18 protein-coding genes are annotated in these 17162 nt (G+C 69.1%); 5 read left to right on the top strand and 13 right to left on the bottom strand.

What is annotated here, in order from left to right; genetic code table 11:
• Window positions 1-226: 226 nt before the first annotated feature.
• Entirely contained in the window at window positions 227-1021 is a 795-nt protein-coding gene (locus tag KZ686_RS23935; protein WP_265633896.1) for an SDR family NAD(P)-dependent oxidoreductase, read from the bottom strand.
• Between the two features lie 112 nt (window positions 1022-1133).
• Here KZ686_RS23935 and KZ686_RS23930 point away from each other — a divergent pair, with 112 nt between their 5' ends.
• A complete protein-coding gene (locus KZ686_RS23930) occupies window positions 1134-2030 on the top strand; it encodes a LysR family transcriptional regulator (protein WP_149315978.1) in 897 nt (298 codons plus the stop codon).
• A gap of 23 nt (window positions 2031-2053) precedes the next feature.
• Here the strand turns inward: KZ686_RS23930 and KZ686_RS23925 are convergent, their stop codons facing one another.
• On the bottom strand, window positions 2054-2842 hold the full coding sequence (locus tag KZ686_RS23925; protein WP_265633895.1) for an aldolase: 789 nt from the start codon (window positions 2840-2842) through the stop codon (window positions 2054-2056).
• Window positions 2843-2853: 11 nt separating this feature from the next.
• The gene (locus tag KZ686_RS23920) at window positions 2854-3561 is read right to left on the bottom strand and encodes a haloacid dehalogenase type II (RefSeq protein ID WP_265633894.1); all 708 of its coding nucleotides are present in this window, start codon (window positions 3559-3561) and stop codon (window positions 2854-2856) included.
• 102 nt (window positions 3562-3663) lie between these two features.
• Here KZ686_RS23920 and KZ686_RS23915 point away from each other — a divergent pair, with 102 nt between their 5' ends.
• On the top strand, window positions 3664-4533 hold the full coding sequence (locus tag KZ686_RS23915) for a LysR substrate-binding domain-containing protein (protein ID WP_265633893.1): 870 nt from the start codon (window positions 3664-3666) through the stop codon (window positions 4531-4533).
• Here KZ686_RS23915 and KZ686_RS23910 read toward each other — a convergent pair.
• Both KZ686_RS23910 and KZ686_RS23905 read right to left on the bottom strand, forming a co-directional pair.
• On the bottom strand, window positions 4516-5181 hold the full coding sequence (locus KZ686_RS23910) for a Vgb family protein (protein ID WP_149315982.1): 666 nt from the start codon (window positions 5179-5181) through the stop codon (window positions 4516-4518). The two genes, KZ686_RS23915 and KZ686_RS23910, sit on opposite strands and share 18 nt — an antisense overlap.
• 82 nt (window positions 5182-5263) lie before the next feature.
• Window positions 5264-6484 carry a helix-turn-helix domain-containing protein gene (locus tag KZ686_RS23905; protein WP_265633892.1) on the bottom strand — a complete coding sequence of 407 codons (1221 nt, stop codon included), beginning with the start codon at window positions 6482-6484 and terminating at the stop codon, window positions 5264-5266.
• A gap of 140 nt (window positions 6485-6624) precedes the next feature.
• Between KZ686_RS23905 and KZ686_RS23900 the strand changes: the two genes are divergently transcribed.
• On the top strand, window positions 6625-7404 hold the full coding sequence (locus KZ686_RS23900; protein ID WP_149315984.1) for a DUF899 domain-containing protein: 780 nt from the start codon (window positions 6625-6627) through the stop codon (window positions 7402-7404).
• Window positions 7405-7510: 106 nt separating this feature from the next.
• On the top strand, window positions 7511-8224 hold the full coding sequence (locus KZ686_RS23895; RefSeq protein ID WP_262484769.1) for a DUF2182 domain-containing protein: 714 nt from the start codon (window positions 7511-7513) through the stop codon (window positions 8222-8224).
• A gap of 56 nt (window positions 8225-8280) precedes the next feature.
• Here the strand turns inward: KZ686_RS23895 and KZ686_RS23890 are convergent, their stop codons facing one another.
• From KZ686_RS23890 to KZ686_RS23855, 8 genes are all read right to left on the bottom strand, one after another.
• Complete coding sequence (locus tag KZ686_RS23890) at window positions 8281-9234, bottom strand: phosphatidate cytidylyltransferase (protein WP_150083897.1); 954 nt, start codon at window positions 9232-9234, stop codon at window positions 8281-8283.
• Window positions 9235-9262: 28 nt separating this feature from the next.
• Window positions 9263-9889, bottom strand: coding sequence for a lysophospholipid acyltransferase family protein (locus tag KZ686_RS23885; protein ID WP_149315986.1), 627 nt, complete (start codon window positions 9887-9889; stop codon window positions 9263-9265).
• Window positions 9890-9893: 4 nt separating this feature from the next.
• Window positions 9894-10346, bottom strand: a complete 453-nt coding sequence (locus tag KZ686_RS23880) for a hypothetical protein (RefSeq protein ID WP_226105780.1) — start codon at window positions 10344-10346, stop codon at window positions 9894-9896.
• On the bottom strand, window positions 10336-11718 hold the full coding sequence (locus tag KZ686_RS23875) for a phosphatase PAP2/dual specificity phosphatase family protein (protein ID WP_149316469.1): 1383 nt from the start codon (window positions 11716-11718) through the stop codon (window positions 10336-10338). Before KZ686_RS23875 ends, KZ686_RS23880 begins: the two co-directional genes overlap by 11 nt.
• A 101-nt stretch (window positions 11719-11819) precedes the next feature.
• Window positions 11820-13583, bottom strand: coding sequence for a bifunctional alpha/beta hydrolase/class I SAM-dependent methyltransferase (locus tag KZ686_RS23870; RefSeq protein WP_265633891.1), 1764 nt, complete (start codon window positions 13581-13583; stop codon window positions 11820-11822).
• Between the two features lie 3 nt (window positions 13584-13586).
• On the bottom strand, window positions 13587-14237 hold the full coding sequence (locus KZ686_RS23865) for a CDP-alcohol phosphatidyltransferase family protein (RefSeq protein WP_149315988.1): 651 nt from the start codon (window positions 14235-14237) through the stop codon (window positions 13587-13589).
• Window positions 14238-14602: 365 nt separating this feature from the next.
• A complete protein-coding gene (locus KZ686_RS23860; RefSeq protein ID WP_265633890.1) occupies window positions 14603-15016 on the bottom strand; it encodes a GFA family protein in 414 nt (137 codons plus the stop codon).
• Window positions 15006-15398, bottom strand: a complete 393-nt coding sequence (locus KZ686_RS23855) for a hypothetical protein (protein ID WP_226105785.1) — start codon at window positions 15396-15398, stop codon at window positions 15006-15008. Before KZ686_RS23855 ends, KZ686_RS23860 begins: the two co-directional genes overlap by 11 nt.
• A 199-nt stretch (window positions 15399-15597) precedes the next feature.
• Here KZ686_RS23855 and KZ686_RS23850 point away from each other — a divergent pair, with 199 nt between their 5' ends.
• Window positions 15598-17148, top strand: a complete 1551-nt coding sequence (locus tag KZ686_RS23850; RefSeq protein ID WP_265633889.1) for a serine hydrolase — start codon at window positions 15598-15600, stop codon at window positions 17146-17148.
• Window positions 17149-17162 lie beyond the last annotated feature (14 nt).

Here is a 17162-nt window from a genome sequence, read left to right as displayed (position 1 = left end):
GCGATGAATGGTCGGCAAAGTCGCGGTCGGTGATGGGAGGTCCGTGGTGGGCGACCGGTCAGCGATGAACGATGAGCGGTCAGCGATGAACGATGAGCGGTCAGCGATGAGCGATGAGCGATGAACGATGAGCGGTCAGCGATGAACGATGAGCGGTCAGCGATGAGCGATGAGCGATGAGCGATGAACGATGAGCGGTCGGCGATGAGCGGTCGGCGATCGCCGATCAAAGAATCGAACGGAACGACCCGCCCTCGACACGAACGGCGGCCCCATTGGACGCCGCGCCGAGCGGACTGGCGAGCAGCGCCACCATCGCCGCGATCTCGTCGGCCTCGATCATGCGGGCGATCAGCGAGCTGGGCCGGTACGTCTCGAAGAAGTGCGCCTCGATCTCGGCATCGCTCATGCCCGGGCGCGGCGCGGTCTGGCGCAGGTATTCGACGATGCCGTCCGAGCGCGTCGCCGCCGGCAGCACGCTGTTGACCGTGACGCCGGTCCCCTTGGTCAGCTCCGCCATGCCGCGCGACACCGCCAGCTGCGCCGACTTGCTGACGCCGTAATGCACCATGTCCGGCGGCGTGAAGGCGCCGACCTCGCTGGAGATGAAGATCACCCGGCCCCAGTTCCTTTCCAGCATGCGCGGAAAGTAATGGCGCGACAGCCGCACGCCGGACATCACGTTGATGTCGAGCATGCGCAGCCAGTCCTCGTCCGTGATTTCCGCGAAGGGCCGGGCTTCGTAGTAGCCCAGGTTGTTGATCAGGATGTCGGTGTCCGGCACGGCCTCGGCCAGCGCGGCCGCACCGCGCGCGCTGCCGAGGTCGGCGACGAAACACGACACGCTGGCGGAGGGCGCGGCCGCGGCGATCTCCGCGACGGCGGCATCGAGCTTGTCGCGATGACGGCCCGTGATGGTCACCGCGGCGCCCTCGCGCGCCAGGGTGCGGGCGATGGCCAGGCCAATGCCGGCCGTGGCGCCGGTGACGATGGCAGTCTTGCCTTGCAGTTGAAGGTCCATGGGGTTCCTCGTTGTCGGGTGGTGATGTCGGGTGGTGATGCCGGACTTTATTACCCGCACGAACGGAGATAAACTCGCCCGTCAGGAATTCATCTGTTCTTCGGAGGACATAATGGCGCGCCGCTTCGACCATCTTGGGGACGTGGAAGCCTTTCTGGCGGTGGTCGAGCACGGGTCGTTCACGGCGGGCGCGGTGGCGTTGTCGACCACGCCCTCGGTGCTGAGCCGGGCCATCGCCCGGCTCGAGGCCCGGCTCGGCAGCCAATTGCTGCGCCGGACCACGCGCCGCATCGGGTTGACCGACGCGGGACGGCAGTACGTCGAGCAGGCGCGCGCCGCCTTCACGCTGCTCGACGACGCCGAGCGCGAAATACAAGGACAGGAAGGGGAACTGTCGGGAAGGGTCCGGCTCAGCGTGCCGACGACCTATGGCCACTACCGGCTGCCGCCGCTGCTGGCGCGCTTTACGCGGCAATATCCGCGCGTGCAGGTGGAGCTGAACATCACCAACCGCAATGTCGACCTGGTGGCGGAAGGCTTTGATCTGGCCATCCGCCTCGGCGACCTGCCCGACAGCGGGCTGGTGGCGCGCAAGCTCGAGGACGCGGCGCTATGCCTGGTCGCGGCGCCCGACTATCTGCGCCGCGCGGGCACGCCGCGGACGCTGGACGATCTGCATCGCCACGTCTGCCTGCCCTTCGTGCTGCCAAGGACGGGCCGCATCGCGCCGTGGGTATTCCGCGACGGCGATCGGGACATCGACTGGCAGACCGCCTCGCCCATCGCGATTTCGGACGATGTGCTCGGCGTGGTCTCGCTGGCCGAGCACGGCGCCGGCATCTGCCAGAGCTACGACTTTATCGTGCGCGATCGCATCGAAAGGGGAAGACTGGTCGAATTGCTGCCGCATCTGCGCGGCCGCTCGCGGCCGTTCTCGCTGATCTATGCGCCGCACCGCCGCCAGTCGGCGGCGGCACGGGCGATGATCGATCTGCTGACCGCGGGTTGAGCGGCAGCGGCTGCCCAGCTGCCTCAATCGAGATAGTCCGGCTCCAGCCGCGCCAGCTGCCGGTGGATGCTGGCCAGATGCAGGCGCGCGCTGTCGGGATCGCCCTCGCGCATCTGCCGCGCGCACAGCGCGGCGACGTCCGGCGGCACCGGCAGCAGCGGGCGGCCAGTACCGTGCGCGCGCACCTGGACTTCGGCGGCGCGCTCGAGGTAGTACAGATCGTCCCAGGCCTGGGCGATATTGGGCGCGGTCACCATCACGCCGTGATTGCGCAGGAAGGCGATGTCCGCCTCCCCCATCGCATCCGCAATGCGATCGCCCTCCAGTTCATCCAGCGCCAAGCCGTTGAAGGGTACCGTGGCGACCCGGCCGTAGAACTTCAGCGCGGTCTGCCCGGCCCAGACCAACGGTTCGCCGTCGACCATCGCCAGCGCGGTCGCGTTCGGCATATGCGTATGGAAGGCCGCCACCGCCGCCGGTTTGCGCATATGCAGCCGTGCGTGGATGAAGAAGGCCGTGGCCTCGGGTTCGCCTTCGCCATCGATCACGCGCCCGTCGACATGGCAGACCAGCAGGCGCGAGGCCGTGACCTCGCAGAAGGCAAGCCCCAGCGGATTGACAAGGAACAGCCCGGGGTGTCCCGGCAGGGTCGCCGAGAAATGGTTGCAGATCCCCTCCGCCATCCCGAGCCGTGCCGCCATGCGCAGGCACGCCGCCAGATCGGTGCGAGCCTGCAGGACAGCGGGATCGCTGCGCAATGCCGCCGCCATGCCGGCATCTCCCGCCGCCTTGCTGGAAAGTTGATGCGCCATGGATCGCTCCTTCAGGGTTGCACCCACCCGAGCGTAGCAAATAACTGGCGCAGGCCGGCCAGATCGGGCAACACGGCGTCCGGCCGATAGTCGGGCAAGGGCTTGCGGGCCGTGCCGCGATCGATCCAGACGCAGCGGAACCCCATGTCCCGCGCGGCGGCGAGATCCAGGTGCGGACTGGCGCAGATATGCAGCAGCCGGTCCTGCGACACGCCGATCGCCTCATGGGCATGCTGGAACAGCCGCGGCGACGGCTTGTAGGCCCGGGCCTGCTGCGCCGTCACAATACGGTCGATCTGGCCCCCGAGCTGCGCGACATTGCCCGCGATGATGGCGTCGTCGGTATTCGACACGATGCACAGCTTGAAGCCCTGTGCCTTCAGCCATGCCAGCGTCGGCACGACCTCGGGAAACGGCGGCATTGCGGCGATATGGCGGGTCAGCGCGTCGGCGTCGCTGGCCTCGAACGGCAGCCCGAACGCCTCCAGTGCGGCGCGCAGCGAGTGGGCCGAGACTTCGGCGAAGGAGCGATGCGGCGGCGTCTGCTCCAGCCGGTGCTCGTGCTCGTCATAGACCCGGATGAACTCGTGCGGATCGACGCCGCGCCATCCCTTGCGGGACAGCAGGCGATCGACGTAGGCCAACAAGCCTTCGTCCCACTGGATCAGCGTGCCGTAGCAGTCGAAGGTCAGCCATTCGGGCCGATGGGAAGGTTGCATGGTCGGTCTCCAGCTCTCACGTTGCGAATGGCCGCATGCTAAGCTGGGACCGCTGAATTCGAAAATTCGATTTTCAGCGCAACTTCATCGAATTATCAAATCATGCTCGATCTCGAACTGCTCAAGACCTTTGTCAGCGTCGTCGACGCGGGCGGCTTCACGCGCGCCGGCGAGCGGGTCCACCGCACGCAGTCGACCGTCAGCCAGCAGATCCGCAAGCTTGAGGACCAACTGGCGCAGCCGCTGCTGCTGCGCCAGCGCGCCGGCAAGTCCGTTGCGCTGACGGAGGCCGGCGAACGGCTGCTGGGCTACGCGCGCCGGCTGGTCGATCTGGCGAAAGAGGCCGAGACGATGATGCAGACGCGGGGCAATGCCGGAGTGATCCGGCTCGGCGTGCCCGACGATTTCGATGTCAAGCGGCTGATTCCGCTGCTGTCCGGCTTCGCCAAACGCCATCCGGCGATCCGGCTCGATACCGTCAACGGGCTCAGCGTCGAACTTGGCAACCGGATCGCGCGGCAGGAGCTGGACCTGGCGCTGCTCAAGCGCGACGCCGATGGCGCGCCCGTACTGCTGCGCCGCCCGGAAACGCTGAAATGGGTCGTGGGCCGGGACTTCGCGATGGACGCCGCCCCGCTGCCGCTGGTGGTGTTCGGCCATGGCTGCCTGTACCGGGATCGGGCGATCCACGCGCTCGAATCGTCAGGCCGCAGCTGGCGCATCGCCTTCACCAGCCAGAGCCTGGTCAGCATCCAGGCTGCGGTCGCGGCGAATCTCGGCCTGAGCCTGCTGCCGGCCACCGCGGTGCAGGACGATCATGTGGTGCTCGGCGCCAGGGCCGGATTGCCGGCCCCGCCGCCGACCGAGCTGGCGCTGGTCTGCAGCGCGCGGCTGCTGACGCCCGCGCAGCAGGCGCTGGTGGACTATCTCGATGAGAAGCTGCCCGGACGCCGCCTACGCCCGCGACGCTGAGTTTTCGTTCGACCCGCGCCCCTTGCGCCGTACCGCCCTGACCTTCCCGCTGGGGCCGCCGCCGCAGAAGAACCGATCCGCGCCATCGGATTCGAGCCCGGACACGCCCATGCCCGCCGGCATCTCGATGCGCTCGATCACTTCGCCGGTAGCGGGATCGACATGGCGCAGATCGCTGGCCTCGCCCTCCCAGGTGCCGTGCCACAGTTCGCCGTCGACCCAGGTGACGCCGGTGACGAAGCGGTCGGACGTCAGCGTGCGCAGGATCGCGCCAGTCTCGGGATCGACCTGGTGGATCTTGCGCTCGCGATGCTGGCCGACCCACAGCGAGCCTTCAGCCCAGGCCAGGCCCGAATTGCCGTCCTTGGTGGGCGCGGGAATCGACGACACCACCTCGCCGGTCTGCGGGTCGATCTTGTCGATGCGGCCGTCCGCGATCTGGTACAGGTAGCGGCCGTCGAACGCGGTGCCGGCGTTGGCCGTGACATCGAGGGTGCGAAGCATCTGGCCGCTGGACGGGTCCATGGCCTTGAGCTTGTCGCCGGTGGCGACCCAGACATGCTGGCCGTCGTACGAAACGCCATGCACGGCGTCGACGCCCGGGAACGGGCCGTATTCGTGAAGGACTTCTGCGGGGGCGGTTTTCATGGGGGCATCCTGGTGGGAAGTTGACGACAGGCGCGTCACCGCGTTCGCACAATCTGCGCGGTCACGCTTCGATGCTGCCATGCTAGTCCAGGGTCGATATTGCCGGGAGTAACAAGGTCGTCGTGATTTCCGGCACGGGCGTCGTCATCCAGCGGCGCGCGCGGCCGTGGCCGATCGCCAGTACCTTCCCCGCCTCCGCCAGCGCATCGAGCGCGCGCTGCACGGTGCGCTGGCTGGCGCCGAGCGCCAGCGCCAGCCCCGAGCTGGACCACGACTCGCCGTCGGCCAGCAGCGCCAGTACCGAGCCGTGCCGCTCCTCGACCGGGCGCGCCAGCACCACGACCTGCTGCGTCGCGCGCGGCACCAGGGCATACCCGCGTGGGGTCGCGGCAATCTCCGCCAGCGACGCAATCGCGCCGCGCAGCCGGCCCATTTCGACGCGCAGCCGAGCGCGGTGCGTCGCATCGGCGTGTTTCATGCGGAAGGCCAGCGCGATCAGGCTGTCGCGCGGCAGATCGTGCGGCCACGCCTCGCCCAGGGCCCGCGCCAGCGCGAACAGCACCGGCCGCGTGGCCAGCGAAATCACCGTCCCGCCGTGACGGACGGCATGCCGGCAGGCGTCCACCACCAGCGTGTCCGATCCCAGCAGCGCTTCCACCTCGTCGAGCCGCAACGGCCGCGATCGGCCGCGATCGATCAGGCGGGCGGCGGGGATGTCGAGCATCGCGGTGGCGCGCTCGACCTCCGCGGCAAGCGCCGGAATGCCGGCCATACGCGCGGCGTGGCGAGCGCGTTGCAGCGCAGCGCGCGCGGCCACGGCATGCACGCGCCGCATGGCGATGCCCGCGATGATCAGTTCGTGCGCCGTCCTCATCGCGGGCGGCAGCTGCGCCGGATCGGCGCCGGCCAGCATGTGCTCGGCCTCGTCCAGCCGCCCGATCAACAGCAGCCGCCGGCTCGCCAGATAGCGCGCATGCGCGGCGTTGGCGCGGTCGCCGTGCGCTTCCAGCGTCAAGCGGGCGGCATCGAGGGCCTTGGCCGGCCAGCCGAGGTCGCGCACGGCCAGGGCGATCTCGGCCTCGGCGACGACGCATCTTGCCCGCGCGATCGGCGCGCGGCTGCCGAAGGCACGGGCGGCGCTGCGCACCAGCGCCTTGGCTCGGGCGAGGTCGCCGAGCTGCGCCATCGCGATGCCGCGCAGCGCGAGCGCCGGGGCGTCCTCACGCAGGGCGACGCAATTGAGCGCCCCGAGCGGGTCACCGACCGCCAGCGCGCGGGCCGCTGCCGAGATCGTCGGGTCCATTCGAATCACGCCACACTTGTCACTCCCTCCCTGTCGAAGCCGGCGCCTAATCTAGCACGAGGATCAACCGACCCGGCGTGCCGCCGCCGCGCTGCACGACAGCTTGGCGGACCACGCCACGTCCACATGGAGGAAGCACGATGACAACCCACCCCACCGCCACCCGGGAACAATGGCTGGCCGCCCGCCTGGAACTGCTCGAGGCCGAGAAGGCCCTGACGCGACGCAGCGACGAGATCGCGCGCCAGCGCCAGGCGCTGCCCTGGCTGCGGATCGACAAGACCTACCGCTTCGACACCGACGACGGTCCCGCGACGCTGGCCGACCTGTTTCGCGGCCGCTCGCAGCTGTTGGTCTACCACTTCATGTTCGGGCCCGATTACAAGGCCGGCTGCCCGTCGTGCTCCGCGATCGCCGACGGCTTCAACGGCTTTGCGGTCCACCTCGCCAACCACGACGTCGCGCTGACCGCCGTGTCCCGCGCGCCCCTTGTCAAGCTGCAGGCCTACAAGCACCGCATGGGATGGACCTTCCCGTGGGTGTCGTCGGACGACAGCGACTTCAACGCCGACTTCCACGTCTCCTTCACGACCGCGCAGCAGCGCGATGGCGACATCGAATACAACTACCGCCGCGAGCCCGCGGTGCGGGGATGGCGCCGCAACATGGAAGGCGGCGGCCAGGCGGCGGAAGACCAGGTGGCCGCGATGTGCGGCACCGACACGGCGACCTTCCACCGCGACCGGCCGGGCCTGAGCGCCTTCGTGATGGAGGACGGCGTGGTCTATCACACCTACTCGGCGTATGCGCGCGGGCTGGACGGGCTGTGGGGCATGTACCAGTGGCTGGACCGCGCGCCGAAGGGTCGCAACGAGACGGGTGTCTGGTGGCGCCGCCATGACGAGTACGGCGAGCGCTGAGCGGGGGCGTTGCTGCGCGGGCCCCGGGCCGGCGCGCAGGGACGGGAGCCGGCGGGTTTTCTTCGGCGTCTGCGCGGCGCTGTTCGGGCTCGGCACGGCGGCCACGGTGTCACTGCATGGCGCGCTGCATGGCGCGATGCCGTCGATGGCGGCCACGCCGATGCCTGGCGGCTGGACGCTGTCGATGGCGTGGACGCCGATGTGCGGGCAGACCTGGGCCGGCGCCGCGGCGGCCTTCGTCGGCATGTGGGCCGTGATGATGGTCGCGATGATGCTGCCATCGGTGGCGCCTGCGCTGTGGCGCTATCGGGTGGCCGCCGAAGCAACCGGGCGTGCGACGTGGCTGACGCTGGTGGCAGCGGCGGCCTACTTCGTCGTGTGGACCGCGCTGGGATTGGCGGTCTTCATCCTCGGTGCCACGCTGGTCGCGCTCGCGCTGCAGTGGCCGACGCTGGCGCGGGCCATGCCGGCCCTCGCCGGCCTGGTGGTGCTCACGGCCGGCGCCCTGCAATTCACCCCGTGGAAGGCTCGCTTGCTGGATGGCTGCCGGCACGCGTCCGTGCGAGCGCCTGCGCAGAACGCGGGGGCCGCATGGCGGCATGGCCTCGGCCTCGGCCTGCACTGCATTCAGTGCTGCGCCGGCGCGACGGCGAGCCTGGCCGCCGTGGGCGTGATGGACCTGGGCGTCATGGCGCTGGCCACCGCGGCAATCAGCGCCGAACGCCTGGCGCCGGCCGGTGCGGGGATTGCCAGGGCAATCGGAACCGCCGGCATCGGCACGGGCGCATGGCTGGCAATGCGAGGGGCCGGCCTGCTCTAGCGCGGGAGCGGCCGCCAGCGCGCCGGCGCGCCTCTAGCGCGCGGGAAAGGCCGCCATCACGGCACCCACCAATACCGCGTGATATGGAAGAACACCGGCGCGGCAAACACCACCGAGTCGAGCCGGTCCAGCATGCCGCCGTGGCCCTGGATCATATGGCCCCAGTCCTTGATGCCGCGGTCGCGCTTGATCGCCGACATCACCAGCCCGCCGAGAAATCCCATCAGCGCGATGACCAGCGCGATCGCGCCAGCCTGCCATGGCGCAAACGGCGTGATCCACCACAGCGCGGCACCGAGCGCCGTCGCGCTGGCCACGCCGCCGACGAAGCCCTCCACCGTCTTGGACGGCGACAGCAGCGGCGCGATCTTGCGCTTGCCGCACAGCTTGCCCCAGACGTACTGCAGCACATCGCTGCCCTGCACCACGATCACCAGGAAGGCGATCAGCAGCAGATTGCGGCCTTCAAAACCGGGGATCGGCAGCGTCAGCAGCGCCGGCACATGCGAGATGCAGAACACGCAGATCATCACCGCCCATTGCACGCCCGCGCAGCGTTCGAGAAAACGCGTGGTCTCGGCCGACAGCGCGGCCAGGATCGGCAGCAGCAGGAAAGCGTAGACCGGAATCAGGATCGAGAACATGCCGTACCAGTCCACATAGACCAGCACGTACTGCAGCGGCAGGAACAGGAAGAAGGCCGCCACGATCGCACGATGGTCGCCGCGCCGGGTGGTCGTGATGGTGACGAACTCGCGCAACGCGAAGAACGACAGCAGGTAGAACAGCACGATCACCGCGGTGCGGCCGAGCGCGAAGGCCACGCCCATCACGCCGATCATCCACCACCATGCCCAGACGCGCTGCGCGAGGTTGTCGATCACCGGGTGGGAGCCACCGCCGGCGAGGCGCCAGCGCAGCAGCAGCGTCACGGTCGAGGCGAGCAGCAGCACGGCAAACAGGCCGCCGAACAGCAGCCAGGTCTCGTGGTTCCAATGCAGGGTGGGCATGGCGGGTCAGTCCAGGGTCAATCCAGCGTCAATCCAGTACGGGAGCGAGCGCGAGCAGGCCGTCGCGGCATCGGGCGAGGAAGCGTTCCTTGTCGTCGTCCGGCGCCAGTAACACCGGCTGGCCGAACGTGACCGTGCACAGCAGCGGCACCGGCACGAATTCGCCCTTGGGCATCACGCGGTTCAGGTTGTCGATCCAGACCGGCACGAACTCCACCGACGGGCAGGCGCGCGCCAGATGGAAGATCCCGCTCTTGAACGGCAGCAGCCGCGCGTCGGTAGTGTTGCGCGTGCCCTCGGGAAACAGGATCAGCGAATCGCCGCCTTCGAGCGCGCCGCGCATCAGCGCGACCGGATCGCTGCCCGGATCGCTGCGGGTGCGGTCGATCAGCAGCGCGCGAAAGACATCGCGCCCGATGAAGCGTCGCAGCGGCGAGCGGTCCCAGTAGTCGGCGCCGGCCACCGGACGCGTGCGCGGCCGCAGCTCCGGCGGCAGGCAGCCCCAGATCAGCACGAAATCGCCGTGGCTGCTGTGGTTGGCGAAGTAGACGCGCTGCACCGCCGCCGGCACGCAGCCCTGCCAGTTGGCCCGCATGCCGGTCAGCAGGCGGGCGAAGACGATGATGGCGCGCGCGGTCACGCGGGCAATCCACATGGTGTTATCCCAGGATCGAAATGAGAAAGGTCAGTACAAGCTGGATCGCGGCCAGCGCGCCGCAGATTCGCACCAGGCGCAGCGCACCGCGGGCGCGGTCGGCCATCGTCCGGCCCTGCCGGCTCGGAGCAATCCAGCCCAGCTGCAACAGCGCGGTGTCCAGGCCCGCCAGATCGGCAGCCCCGTGGCGATTTGCGCTCGTTGCCAGCGCCACGAACAGACGGCGGTCGATGGCGACGCGCAGCAGCAGCCAGAACTGGGCCAGCGCCAGCAGCAGCGGCACGGCCGTCAGCCAGCGCGGCAGCGTGACGGTCGCCAGCAGCCAGACGGTGGCGAGACCGAAGGCCAGGCCGGTCCCTGCCATCCAGATGGCGCCCGACAATGCGCCGGCGACGGCATGGGCGGTCCAGGCATCGGTGTTGCGGGCAGAGTCTTCCCGCATCGCATCAGGATGCATGGGAGCGCTCCGGTATGCGGCCCTGCGCGACCCATCGCCGCAACGCGTCGGCATGGGCGTCGCCGAGCACGACCGCGGGACGGTGCGTGCGCAAATGCGCCAGCGCGGCTTCGACAGCCGCCGCGGCATCGGCCCCGCCTTGACGCCTCGCGAGCCACGCGGCGACCACCATCGCGCTGCGCGAATAGCCGAGCGCGCAGCTGACCAGCACGCGCCTTCCGGCCGCCTGCCAGGCGTCGAGCTGGGCCACCGCCTGATCGAGCTGCGCCGCGGTGGGCACCGTCAGATCCAGCATCGGCACGCAACGATAGGCGAGCGAATCGCCGCGAACCGCGCGCGGCAGTTCGGCGCTCAGGTCGAGCACGGCATCGGCACCGGATGCGCGAAGATCGGCTTGCGTGGGAAAGCGTCCGACCCAGACACCGTCCGCGATGGCGCTCGCCTGCGGCGCCCGCCGCGTCCACCAGCGCGAATTGAGGAAGGCGCCCAGCAGATAGGGCGCCAGCACCCAGCGCGCGGCCATCGCCATGGTGCCGCCGCTGTCCTTCTGGAACCAGGCGGGCGCCGCCAGCGCATAGATCCGCGCGACGCAGGCCAGCGCCAACGCGCCCCACAGCAGCAACAGCGCGAGCGTGACCGAGGCGCCCAGCGCCAGCAGCGCGCACAGCAGCGTCGCCACGGCGCCCAGCGCGTAGCGGCGCGCGAGCCGGCGCGTGGCCGCGTCGGGCGCGCTGGCCGCGATCGCGGGCAGCCGCAGCGGAAATAGATAGACGCACAGCCAGCCGACCAGCGCGCCGGTCGGCACGTCGATCAGATGGTGCTGCCAGGTCGTCAGCACCGATACGCCGATCAGCGCGAACCAGCCATGCAGCAGCCAATGCCAGCGCCTGGGCAGATGCGCCGCGAACGCGATCCACAGGACGATCAGCAGGCTGATATGCAGCGACGGAGCCTGGTTGAACGGCAGGTCGAAGCCCCCGAGCAACGTGAACAGCTGCCCCGGCAGGCCGTCCGCCGCGGGGCGCGTGAAGGCGAAGCGCAGCGGGAACGCGATGAAGCAGGCGACCGAGATCAATTGCGCCGCAACGAGGCGCTTGACGTGCGTCAGCAGCGCGGCGCGCGTGCGCCACAGGAAGAACGAGATGCCGTACAGCAGGTCGATCGACCAGTACGGCACGATGGTCCACGGCACGAAAGGGATGCCGCGTTCCCAACCGAAGTAGAACGACGGCACGTCCGCGCGCTGGCTGGCCAGCCAGTTGGCAAAGCCGTAGCTCGAGAAGAACAGCGCGCCGGCCAGCGCGAGCAGCACGCAGGCCAGGCCCCAGGGGCGGGGCTCGTCCGCGGCGGGCTGCGGCGCGTCGGGGTGCATGCCGTGTTGCGTCGTGGGCTGCGTGCCCGGTCGCGTACCGGGTTGCGTATCGGGTTGCGAGCCGGGTTGCATGCCGGGCTGCGTGGGAGCAGGCAAGGCGCTCATGCCTCGCGCCTGCGCGCCAGGCTGACGGTGAAGATGCCCCAGCGGTCGATCCGCTGCGTCACCTTGTCGAAGCCGGCGCTGCGCACCAGTTCGTCCATCTCGGCCTGCGAGCGGCGCCGCATCACCCAGGCCGCACCGGCGCGGTGGCTGGTCAGCGCGCGGGCGATGAACTCCAGCTGCGGGTGCCACGGCTGGCCCGTGTAGACCAGATAGCCGCCCGGCGGCACCGCGCGCGCCAGGCCGTCGAGCGAGCGGCGGATCATCGCGTTGTCGGGGAACAGCTCGTACAGGCCGGAGACGACCGCCAAGGTCGGCGCCGGCGACAGCGCGGCCAGATCGTCGCCATCGAAGGCGTCGCCCTGCTCGAAGCGGGCCATGCCGCCCAGGCCCTTGGCCGCGATCAGCGCCCTGCCCTGCTCGACGTTCAGCGCGCTGTAGTCGCGCAGCAGGATCGATTCGACCGCGGCACGGTCCAGCTTCTCCAGCGCCTCGAGCACGTAGCGGCCGTGGCCGGCCGCGATATCGACGATCCGTACCGGCATGCCGGCCGCCTGCAGCCGGCGCACGGCCTCGGCAATCAGTTCCTCGGCGTGGACCTTGCGCTGGCGGATGCCGCGCCAGCCGATCGCATCGAGGTATTGGCGGTCGGCCATCCGGCCCAGGGCGCCGCGGCCCGATGGCGTGTTGCGATAGACGTAGTCGAGCGTCGAGCCCGAATCGAAGCCGGTTTCATGGCCGAGGCGCACGCCGTCGGACAGCAGGCCGCCGAGCCTCAGGTTGGCGCGTGCCGCGCGCCAGTACCACGCCGCAAGACCGGTCGGTGCCGAGGCGAGCCGGTCCGATTCCTCGCGGAACGGCCCGATCTGGTCGGCATCGAGCAGCGAGCGCGGCGCCGACGGCGTGTCGAACTCGCGCAGGATGAAGCGTCGCGCCGCATCGACCGCGCGCTGGCGATCGCGCTCGCCCAGCGTGTCGTGATAGAAGCCATCGAGCACGATGCGCTCCTTGACCCGGCTGCCCAGCCGCTCGTAGAAGCGGTCCTGCGGCCCGCGATGGACCACCCAGTCGGCGCCGGAAATCAGCAGTTGCGTCGGCACGGTAATCGCGGCCGCGTCGGCGACGATCCGCTCGGCGGTGTCGTACAGATCGAGCAGGATATTGACCGCGATCGGCCGCGTGATCAGCGGATCCGTGTCATAGCTGGCGATGCGCTCGGGATCGTGCGTCAGGAACTTCGCCTTGACATAGCTGTTGACGAAGAACTTGCCCCGCAGCCGGTGCATCAGCTTCAGGCCCGGGCGCGCGAATGGCACGTACAGCTTGACCTTGAACGCCGGCGAGGCCAGCACCAGCGCGCGGATCGGCGGCGCGTAGTCGTGGACCCAGGTCGCGGCCAGCACTGCGCCGACGCTCTGCGCCACCACCGCCATCCGCTCCAGCGCGATGCCGTGGTTGGCGGCGATGTGGCCGGTGAAGGTCTGGATATCGCGCACGGAATCGGCCAGGCTCGGGCTGTAGCCGCGCTCGCCCGGCGAGCGGCCATGGCCGCGGGCGTCCCACGCAAAGATGTCGTAGGCCGGCAGGTTCAGTTCGTCGGCAAGGTGGGCGACACGGCCGGAATGCTCGTGCCCGCGATGGAACAGCACCACCGCGCCGCGCGGCTGTCCCTCGAGCGCCGGCCAATGCCGATAGAACAGCGTCTGCCCGTCGTGGGTCTCGAACTGCCGCTCCAGCGGCTGGCGCATCGACAGTCGGTCCATGCCTTACTCCGCGGTCTGGCTCGGCGCTTGAGCCCGCGCCTGGGCCTGCGCTTCGGCGACGCCGCGACGGACCCGGTTGACGATGGTCAATACGGACAGCAGTGACAGCAGCAGCCACAGCCACGGCCCGAGCGTGCCGAACCCCAGCCCGACGCCGGCCCACAGCGCAATCGCGCCGACCACCAGAGCGCGATCGCTCTTGCCGAAGGGCCCGTCGTAGCGGCGGCTTGCGCCGGCCAGCGGACCGATCAGCCCTGCGGCCTCGACGATCACCGCCAGCAGCGCAAAGGGTCCGACCTGGGCCAGGTTGAAGTCGGGCAGCGCGGCCAGCGGCAGGATCAGCGCGACATCGGAGACGATGTCGCCCAGCTCGTTCAGATAGGCGCCCAGCGCGCTCTTCTGGCCGTGCTCGCGCGCCAGCATGCCGTCGATCGCATTGAGCGCCATCCGCGCAAACAGCCACAGCGGGAACAGCAGGAACAGCACGGAGGTTTCAGCCACCAGCGCGCCGATCGCCGCCAGCGCCCCGACGGCCAGCGAGCCGGCCGCGGCCACCAGCGTCACCTGATTGGCGGTGGCACCGCGCTCGGCCAGATCCTGGACCAGCGGGCGCAGCCACGCCTGGAATCTGGGCTTGAGTTCGTAGAGCGTCATTGGCCGGCCTCCCGCAGAGCTTGCGCCGGAAGCGGCATGGCGATGCGCCAGGCTGAACCGATCCCCGGCGCGCTGTGCGGCCGATGGACCGGGACCCCCCTTCCGGATTTATTGGTATTGGTATTGGTATCTGGTCTTGGCTCGACGCCGCGCCAGCCTTGGGTTGACGGGGCGTCAAGGCCGAGACATTACCAGAACTGCAGTCGGCGGTGAATTCGACGATGTTTAATTCACCCGCCTCGCCGACATCGCCGCCGGCCTCCCGACCGGATCCTGCCACGGACAATGCTGCCGCCGGCGATATCTACCGATGGGAGATCGGGGCTGGGCGCGATGCTGCGAATCATTGCGAGGCCGCGGCAGGTTCATTGCGGGCGGGATTCCGCAATGTCTTGCAGACAAAGCCATCGGTGCTTGCGCTTCGCCCAATGCAGCAATTGCGGCGCCGGAAAATCCCTGTCCTCGAGGCAACCGGCCGATACGGAAATAGCTGCATTCAATGCTTCGGCTCGCATCAGCACCACGGATCCGCACCTCGCGCAAAATTCCTGCTCCAGCCATTGTCCCGATGTCCCGGTGCGCCGCCACGTCCTGGTTTCGCCTTTTCGGCTGACGATGGCCGATTCGGCATAGATCGCGCGGTAAGAGAACGCGGAACCGGTGCAGCGCTGGCATTCGAGGCAGCTGCAGGCGTAGACGCGGTGCGGCTCGCCGGCCAGAACGAGTTCGACGCCGCGGCAGGAACATGCCGCGGTGCGCGTGCGGACGTCAGCTTGCATGGGCCAGCTCCGCCGTGCCATGCCGGTAAAGGGAATGGCGCCGGTTCATTAAAATGCGGAAGACGGGCGAGCCCAGCCACCCCGCGCTGCGGAGGGGAAAATACGATGTCATGGAAAGTTCTCCGGCGATCGAATCCTGTCGTATCGACCGCGCCAGTTTTTCGAGATGGGCCCGATTCGATGATATCGATTCGTCCCGACACCGGGAAGAACGCACTTCGAAGTAAGTATCCGGTCTGGTGATATCCGGTCCATTGATGACTGGCATGCGGCGATCGCGCACGCCCGAACGCTTCCGGGCGCCGATCCGCAGCTGGAGGCGGTGCGACGGATCGTCGTGGCGGATCAGGTCAGCTTCCTGCGTACGCAGCTGGATAGGCACGGCACGTCAGGCACGGCCTGAGGAGCAAAGGCAAGCACGGTTCGCCCAAACGTGGGCAGCGGCATACTGCCCGGCACATCCCTCGACGCGCAGCGCAATTACCCTCGACTTTCATTGCCGCAGCTTCTACTGTCCAGCAAGACAGGAACGCTGCGTAGCGGCGCATCGGCCTGCCCGAATAACACGAGGGGAATTCGCCATGACGACCTTGCATTCGCGCCGCACGTTTCTCGTCGCCACGCTGGGATCGGCGCTCGCCGCCTGCGGTGGCGACGACGACGATCCCCCGCCCTCCCCGCCATCTCCTCCCGTGCCGGAAGCCCGGATCGCGCAGGCCATCGCCAGCGTCGACAAGCTCGTCACCGACCAGATGTCCCGCACCGGTGTGCCGGGGGTAGCGACGGCGGTGGTCCGCGGCAATCAAGTCGTCTATGCCAAGGGATTCGGCAAGCGCGCCGTCGACGAGGGCGCGGCGGTCGACGCCGATACCGTGTTCCAGCTCGCCTCGATGTCGAAATCGCTCGGCGCCATGGTGGTCGCGCATCAGGTCGGCATCGGACGCGTCCGGTGGGACACCCCCGTGCAATCGCAATTGCCCTGGTTCGCCCTGTCCGATCCCGAGGTCAATCCGGTGCTGACGGTGGCGGACCTGTATTCGCACCGCTCGGGCCTGCCGGACCATGCGGGCGATCGGCTCGAGGACATGGGCTATGACCGTCGCCAGGTACTGGAGCGATTGCGCTTCCTGCCGCTGCATCCGTTTCGCGCCTCGTACCAGTACACCAATTTCGGCCTGACCGCCGCCGCCGAAGCGGTCGCCACCGCGGCGGCGATGGACTGGGCCACGCTGTCGGAGCAGACCCTCTATCGTCCGCTCGGCATGGCGCGCACCAGTTCGCGCCACGCCGACTATCTGGCCCGCGACAATCGCGCGGTCGGCCATGTGCGCGAGAACGGCGCGTGGATACGCGGTCCGGTACGCGATCCCGATGCGCAATCGCCGGCCGGCGGGGTCAGCGCTTCGGTCAACGACGTGGCGCGCTGGCTCGTCATGATGCTCGGCGAAGGCATGTTCGAAGGCAGGCGCATCGTCGACGCCAGTGCGCTGAAGGAAGCGATCGCGCCGCACAACCAGTCCACGCCGCCGGCCGACGGGCGTCCGGCGGGCTTCTACGGCTATGGCTTCAACGTCGGCACGAATCCTGCCGGCCGCGCGATGTACAACCACTCCGGCGCGTTCGCGCTCGGTGCCGCGACGGCTTTCCTCGCGGTGCCCTCGCTGAATCTGGCGATCGTCACGCTGACCAACGGCTTTCCGATCGGCGTGCCGGAGACGATCAACAACCAGTTCTTCGATCTGGTGGATTACGGCGCGATCCAGCGCGACTGGGCGACCATCATCGAGGAGGCGCTGGCGCCCGTGCTGGCGCCGGAAGGCGGGCTGGTGGGCGCCACGCCGCCGGCCTCGCCGCTGCCGCCGCGCGCGCTGTCGGTCTATGCCGGCGACTATGCCAACAATTACTACGGGCCGATCACGGTACGCGAATCCGCGGGTGCACTGGTGCTGACGATCGGCCCCGCGCCGCTGGTGCTGCCGCTGTCGCACTGGGACGGCGACGTCTACACGTTCCGGCTGCGCAACGAGAACGCGACGCCGGGCACGATCTCGCGCGTCTGGTTCGGCAGCGACCGGCTGACGCTGGAGTACTACGACCAGGAGGGGCTGGGGACCTTCATGCGGACGAGCTGAAGCGCGGTCCTGCC

Origin of the sequence: Cupriavidus cauae (assembly GCF_026210475.1) — a bacterium.
Taxonomy (GTDB): Bacteria; Pseudomonadota; Gammaproteobacteria; order Burkholderiales; family Burkholderiaceae; genus Cupriavidus; species Cupriavidus cauae.
This window is presented reverse-complemented; position numbering and strand designations above follow the sequence as displayed.

Coding starts and splice junctions, on each gene's coding strand:
- KZ686_RS23870 (WP_265633891.1), bottom strand. CDS start 13,583: ATGGACCGACTGTCGATGCGCCAGCCGCTGGAGCGGCAGTTCGAGACC.
- KZ686_RS23900 (WP_149315984.1), top strand. CDS start 6,625: ATGACAACCCACCCCACCGCCACCCGGGAACAATGGCTGGCCGCCCGC.
- KZ686_RS23920 (WP_265633894.1), bottom strand. CDS start 3,561: ATGCAACCTTCCCATCGGCCCGAATGGCTGACCTTCGACTGCTACGGC.
- KZ686_RS23850 (WP_265633889.1), top strand. CDS start 15,598: ATGACGACCTTGCATTCGCGCCGCACGTTTCTCGTCGCCACGCTGGGA.
- KZ686_RS23915 (WP_265633893.1), top strand. CDS start 3,664: ATGCTCGATCTCGAACTGCTCAAGACCTTTGTCAGCGTCGTCGACGCG.
- KZ686_RS23910 (WP_149315982.1), bottom strand. CDS start 5,181: ATGAAAACCGCCCCCGCAGAAGTCCTTCACGAATACGGCCCGTTCCCG.
- KZ686_RS23930 (WP_149315978.1), top strand. CDS start 1,134: ATGGCGCGCCGCTTCGACCATCTTGGGGACGTGGAAGCCTTTCTGGCG.
- KZ686_RS23880 (WP_226105780.1), bottom strand. CDS start 10,346: ATGCATCCTGATGCGATGCGGGAAGACTCTGCCCGCAACACCGATGCC.
- KZ686_RS23860 (WP_265633890.1), bottom strand. CDS start 15,016: ATGCAAGCTGACGTCCGCACGCGCACCGCGGCATGTTCCTGCCGCGGC.
- KZ686_RS23865 (WP_149315988.1), bottom strand. CDS start 14,237: ATGACGCTCTACGAACTCAAGCCCAGATTCCAGGCGTGGCTGCGCCCG.
- KZ686_RS23935 (WP_265633896.1), bottom strand. CDS start 1,021: ATGGACCTTCAACTGCAAGGCAAGACTGCCATCGTCACCGGCGCCACG.
- KZ686_RS23925 (WP_265633895.1), bottom strand. CDS start 2,842: ATGGCGCATCAACTTTCCAGCAAGGCGGCGGGAGATGCCGGCATGGCG.
- KZ686_RS23905 (WP_265633892.1), bottom strand. CDS start 6,484: ATGGACCCGACGATCTCGGCAGCGGCCCGCGCGCTGGCGGTCGGTGAC.
- KZ686_RS23875 (WP_149316469.1), bottom strand. CDS start 11,718: ATGCACCCCGACGCGCCGCAGCCCGCCGCGGACGAGCCCCGCCCCTGG.
- KZ686_RS23890 (WP_150083897.1), bottom strand. CDS start 9,234: ATGCCCACCCTGCATTGGAACCACGAGACCTGGCTGCTGTTCGGCGGC.
- KZ686_RS23885 (WP_149315986.1), bottom strand. CDS start 9,889: ATGTGGATTGCCCGCGTGACCGCGCGCGCCATCATCGTCTTCGCCCGC.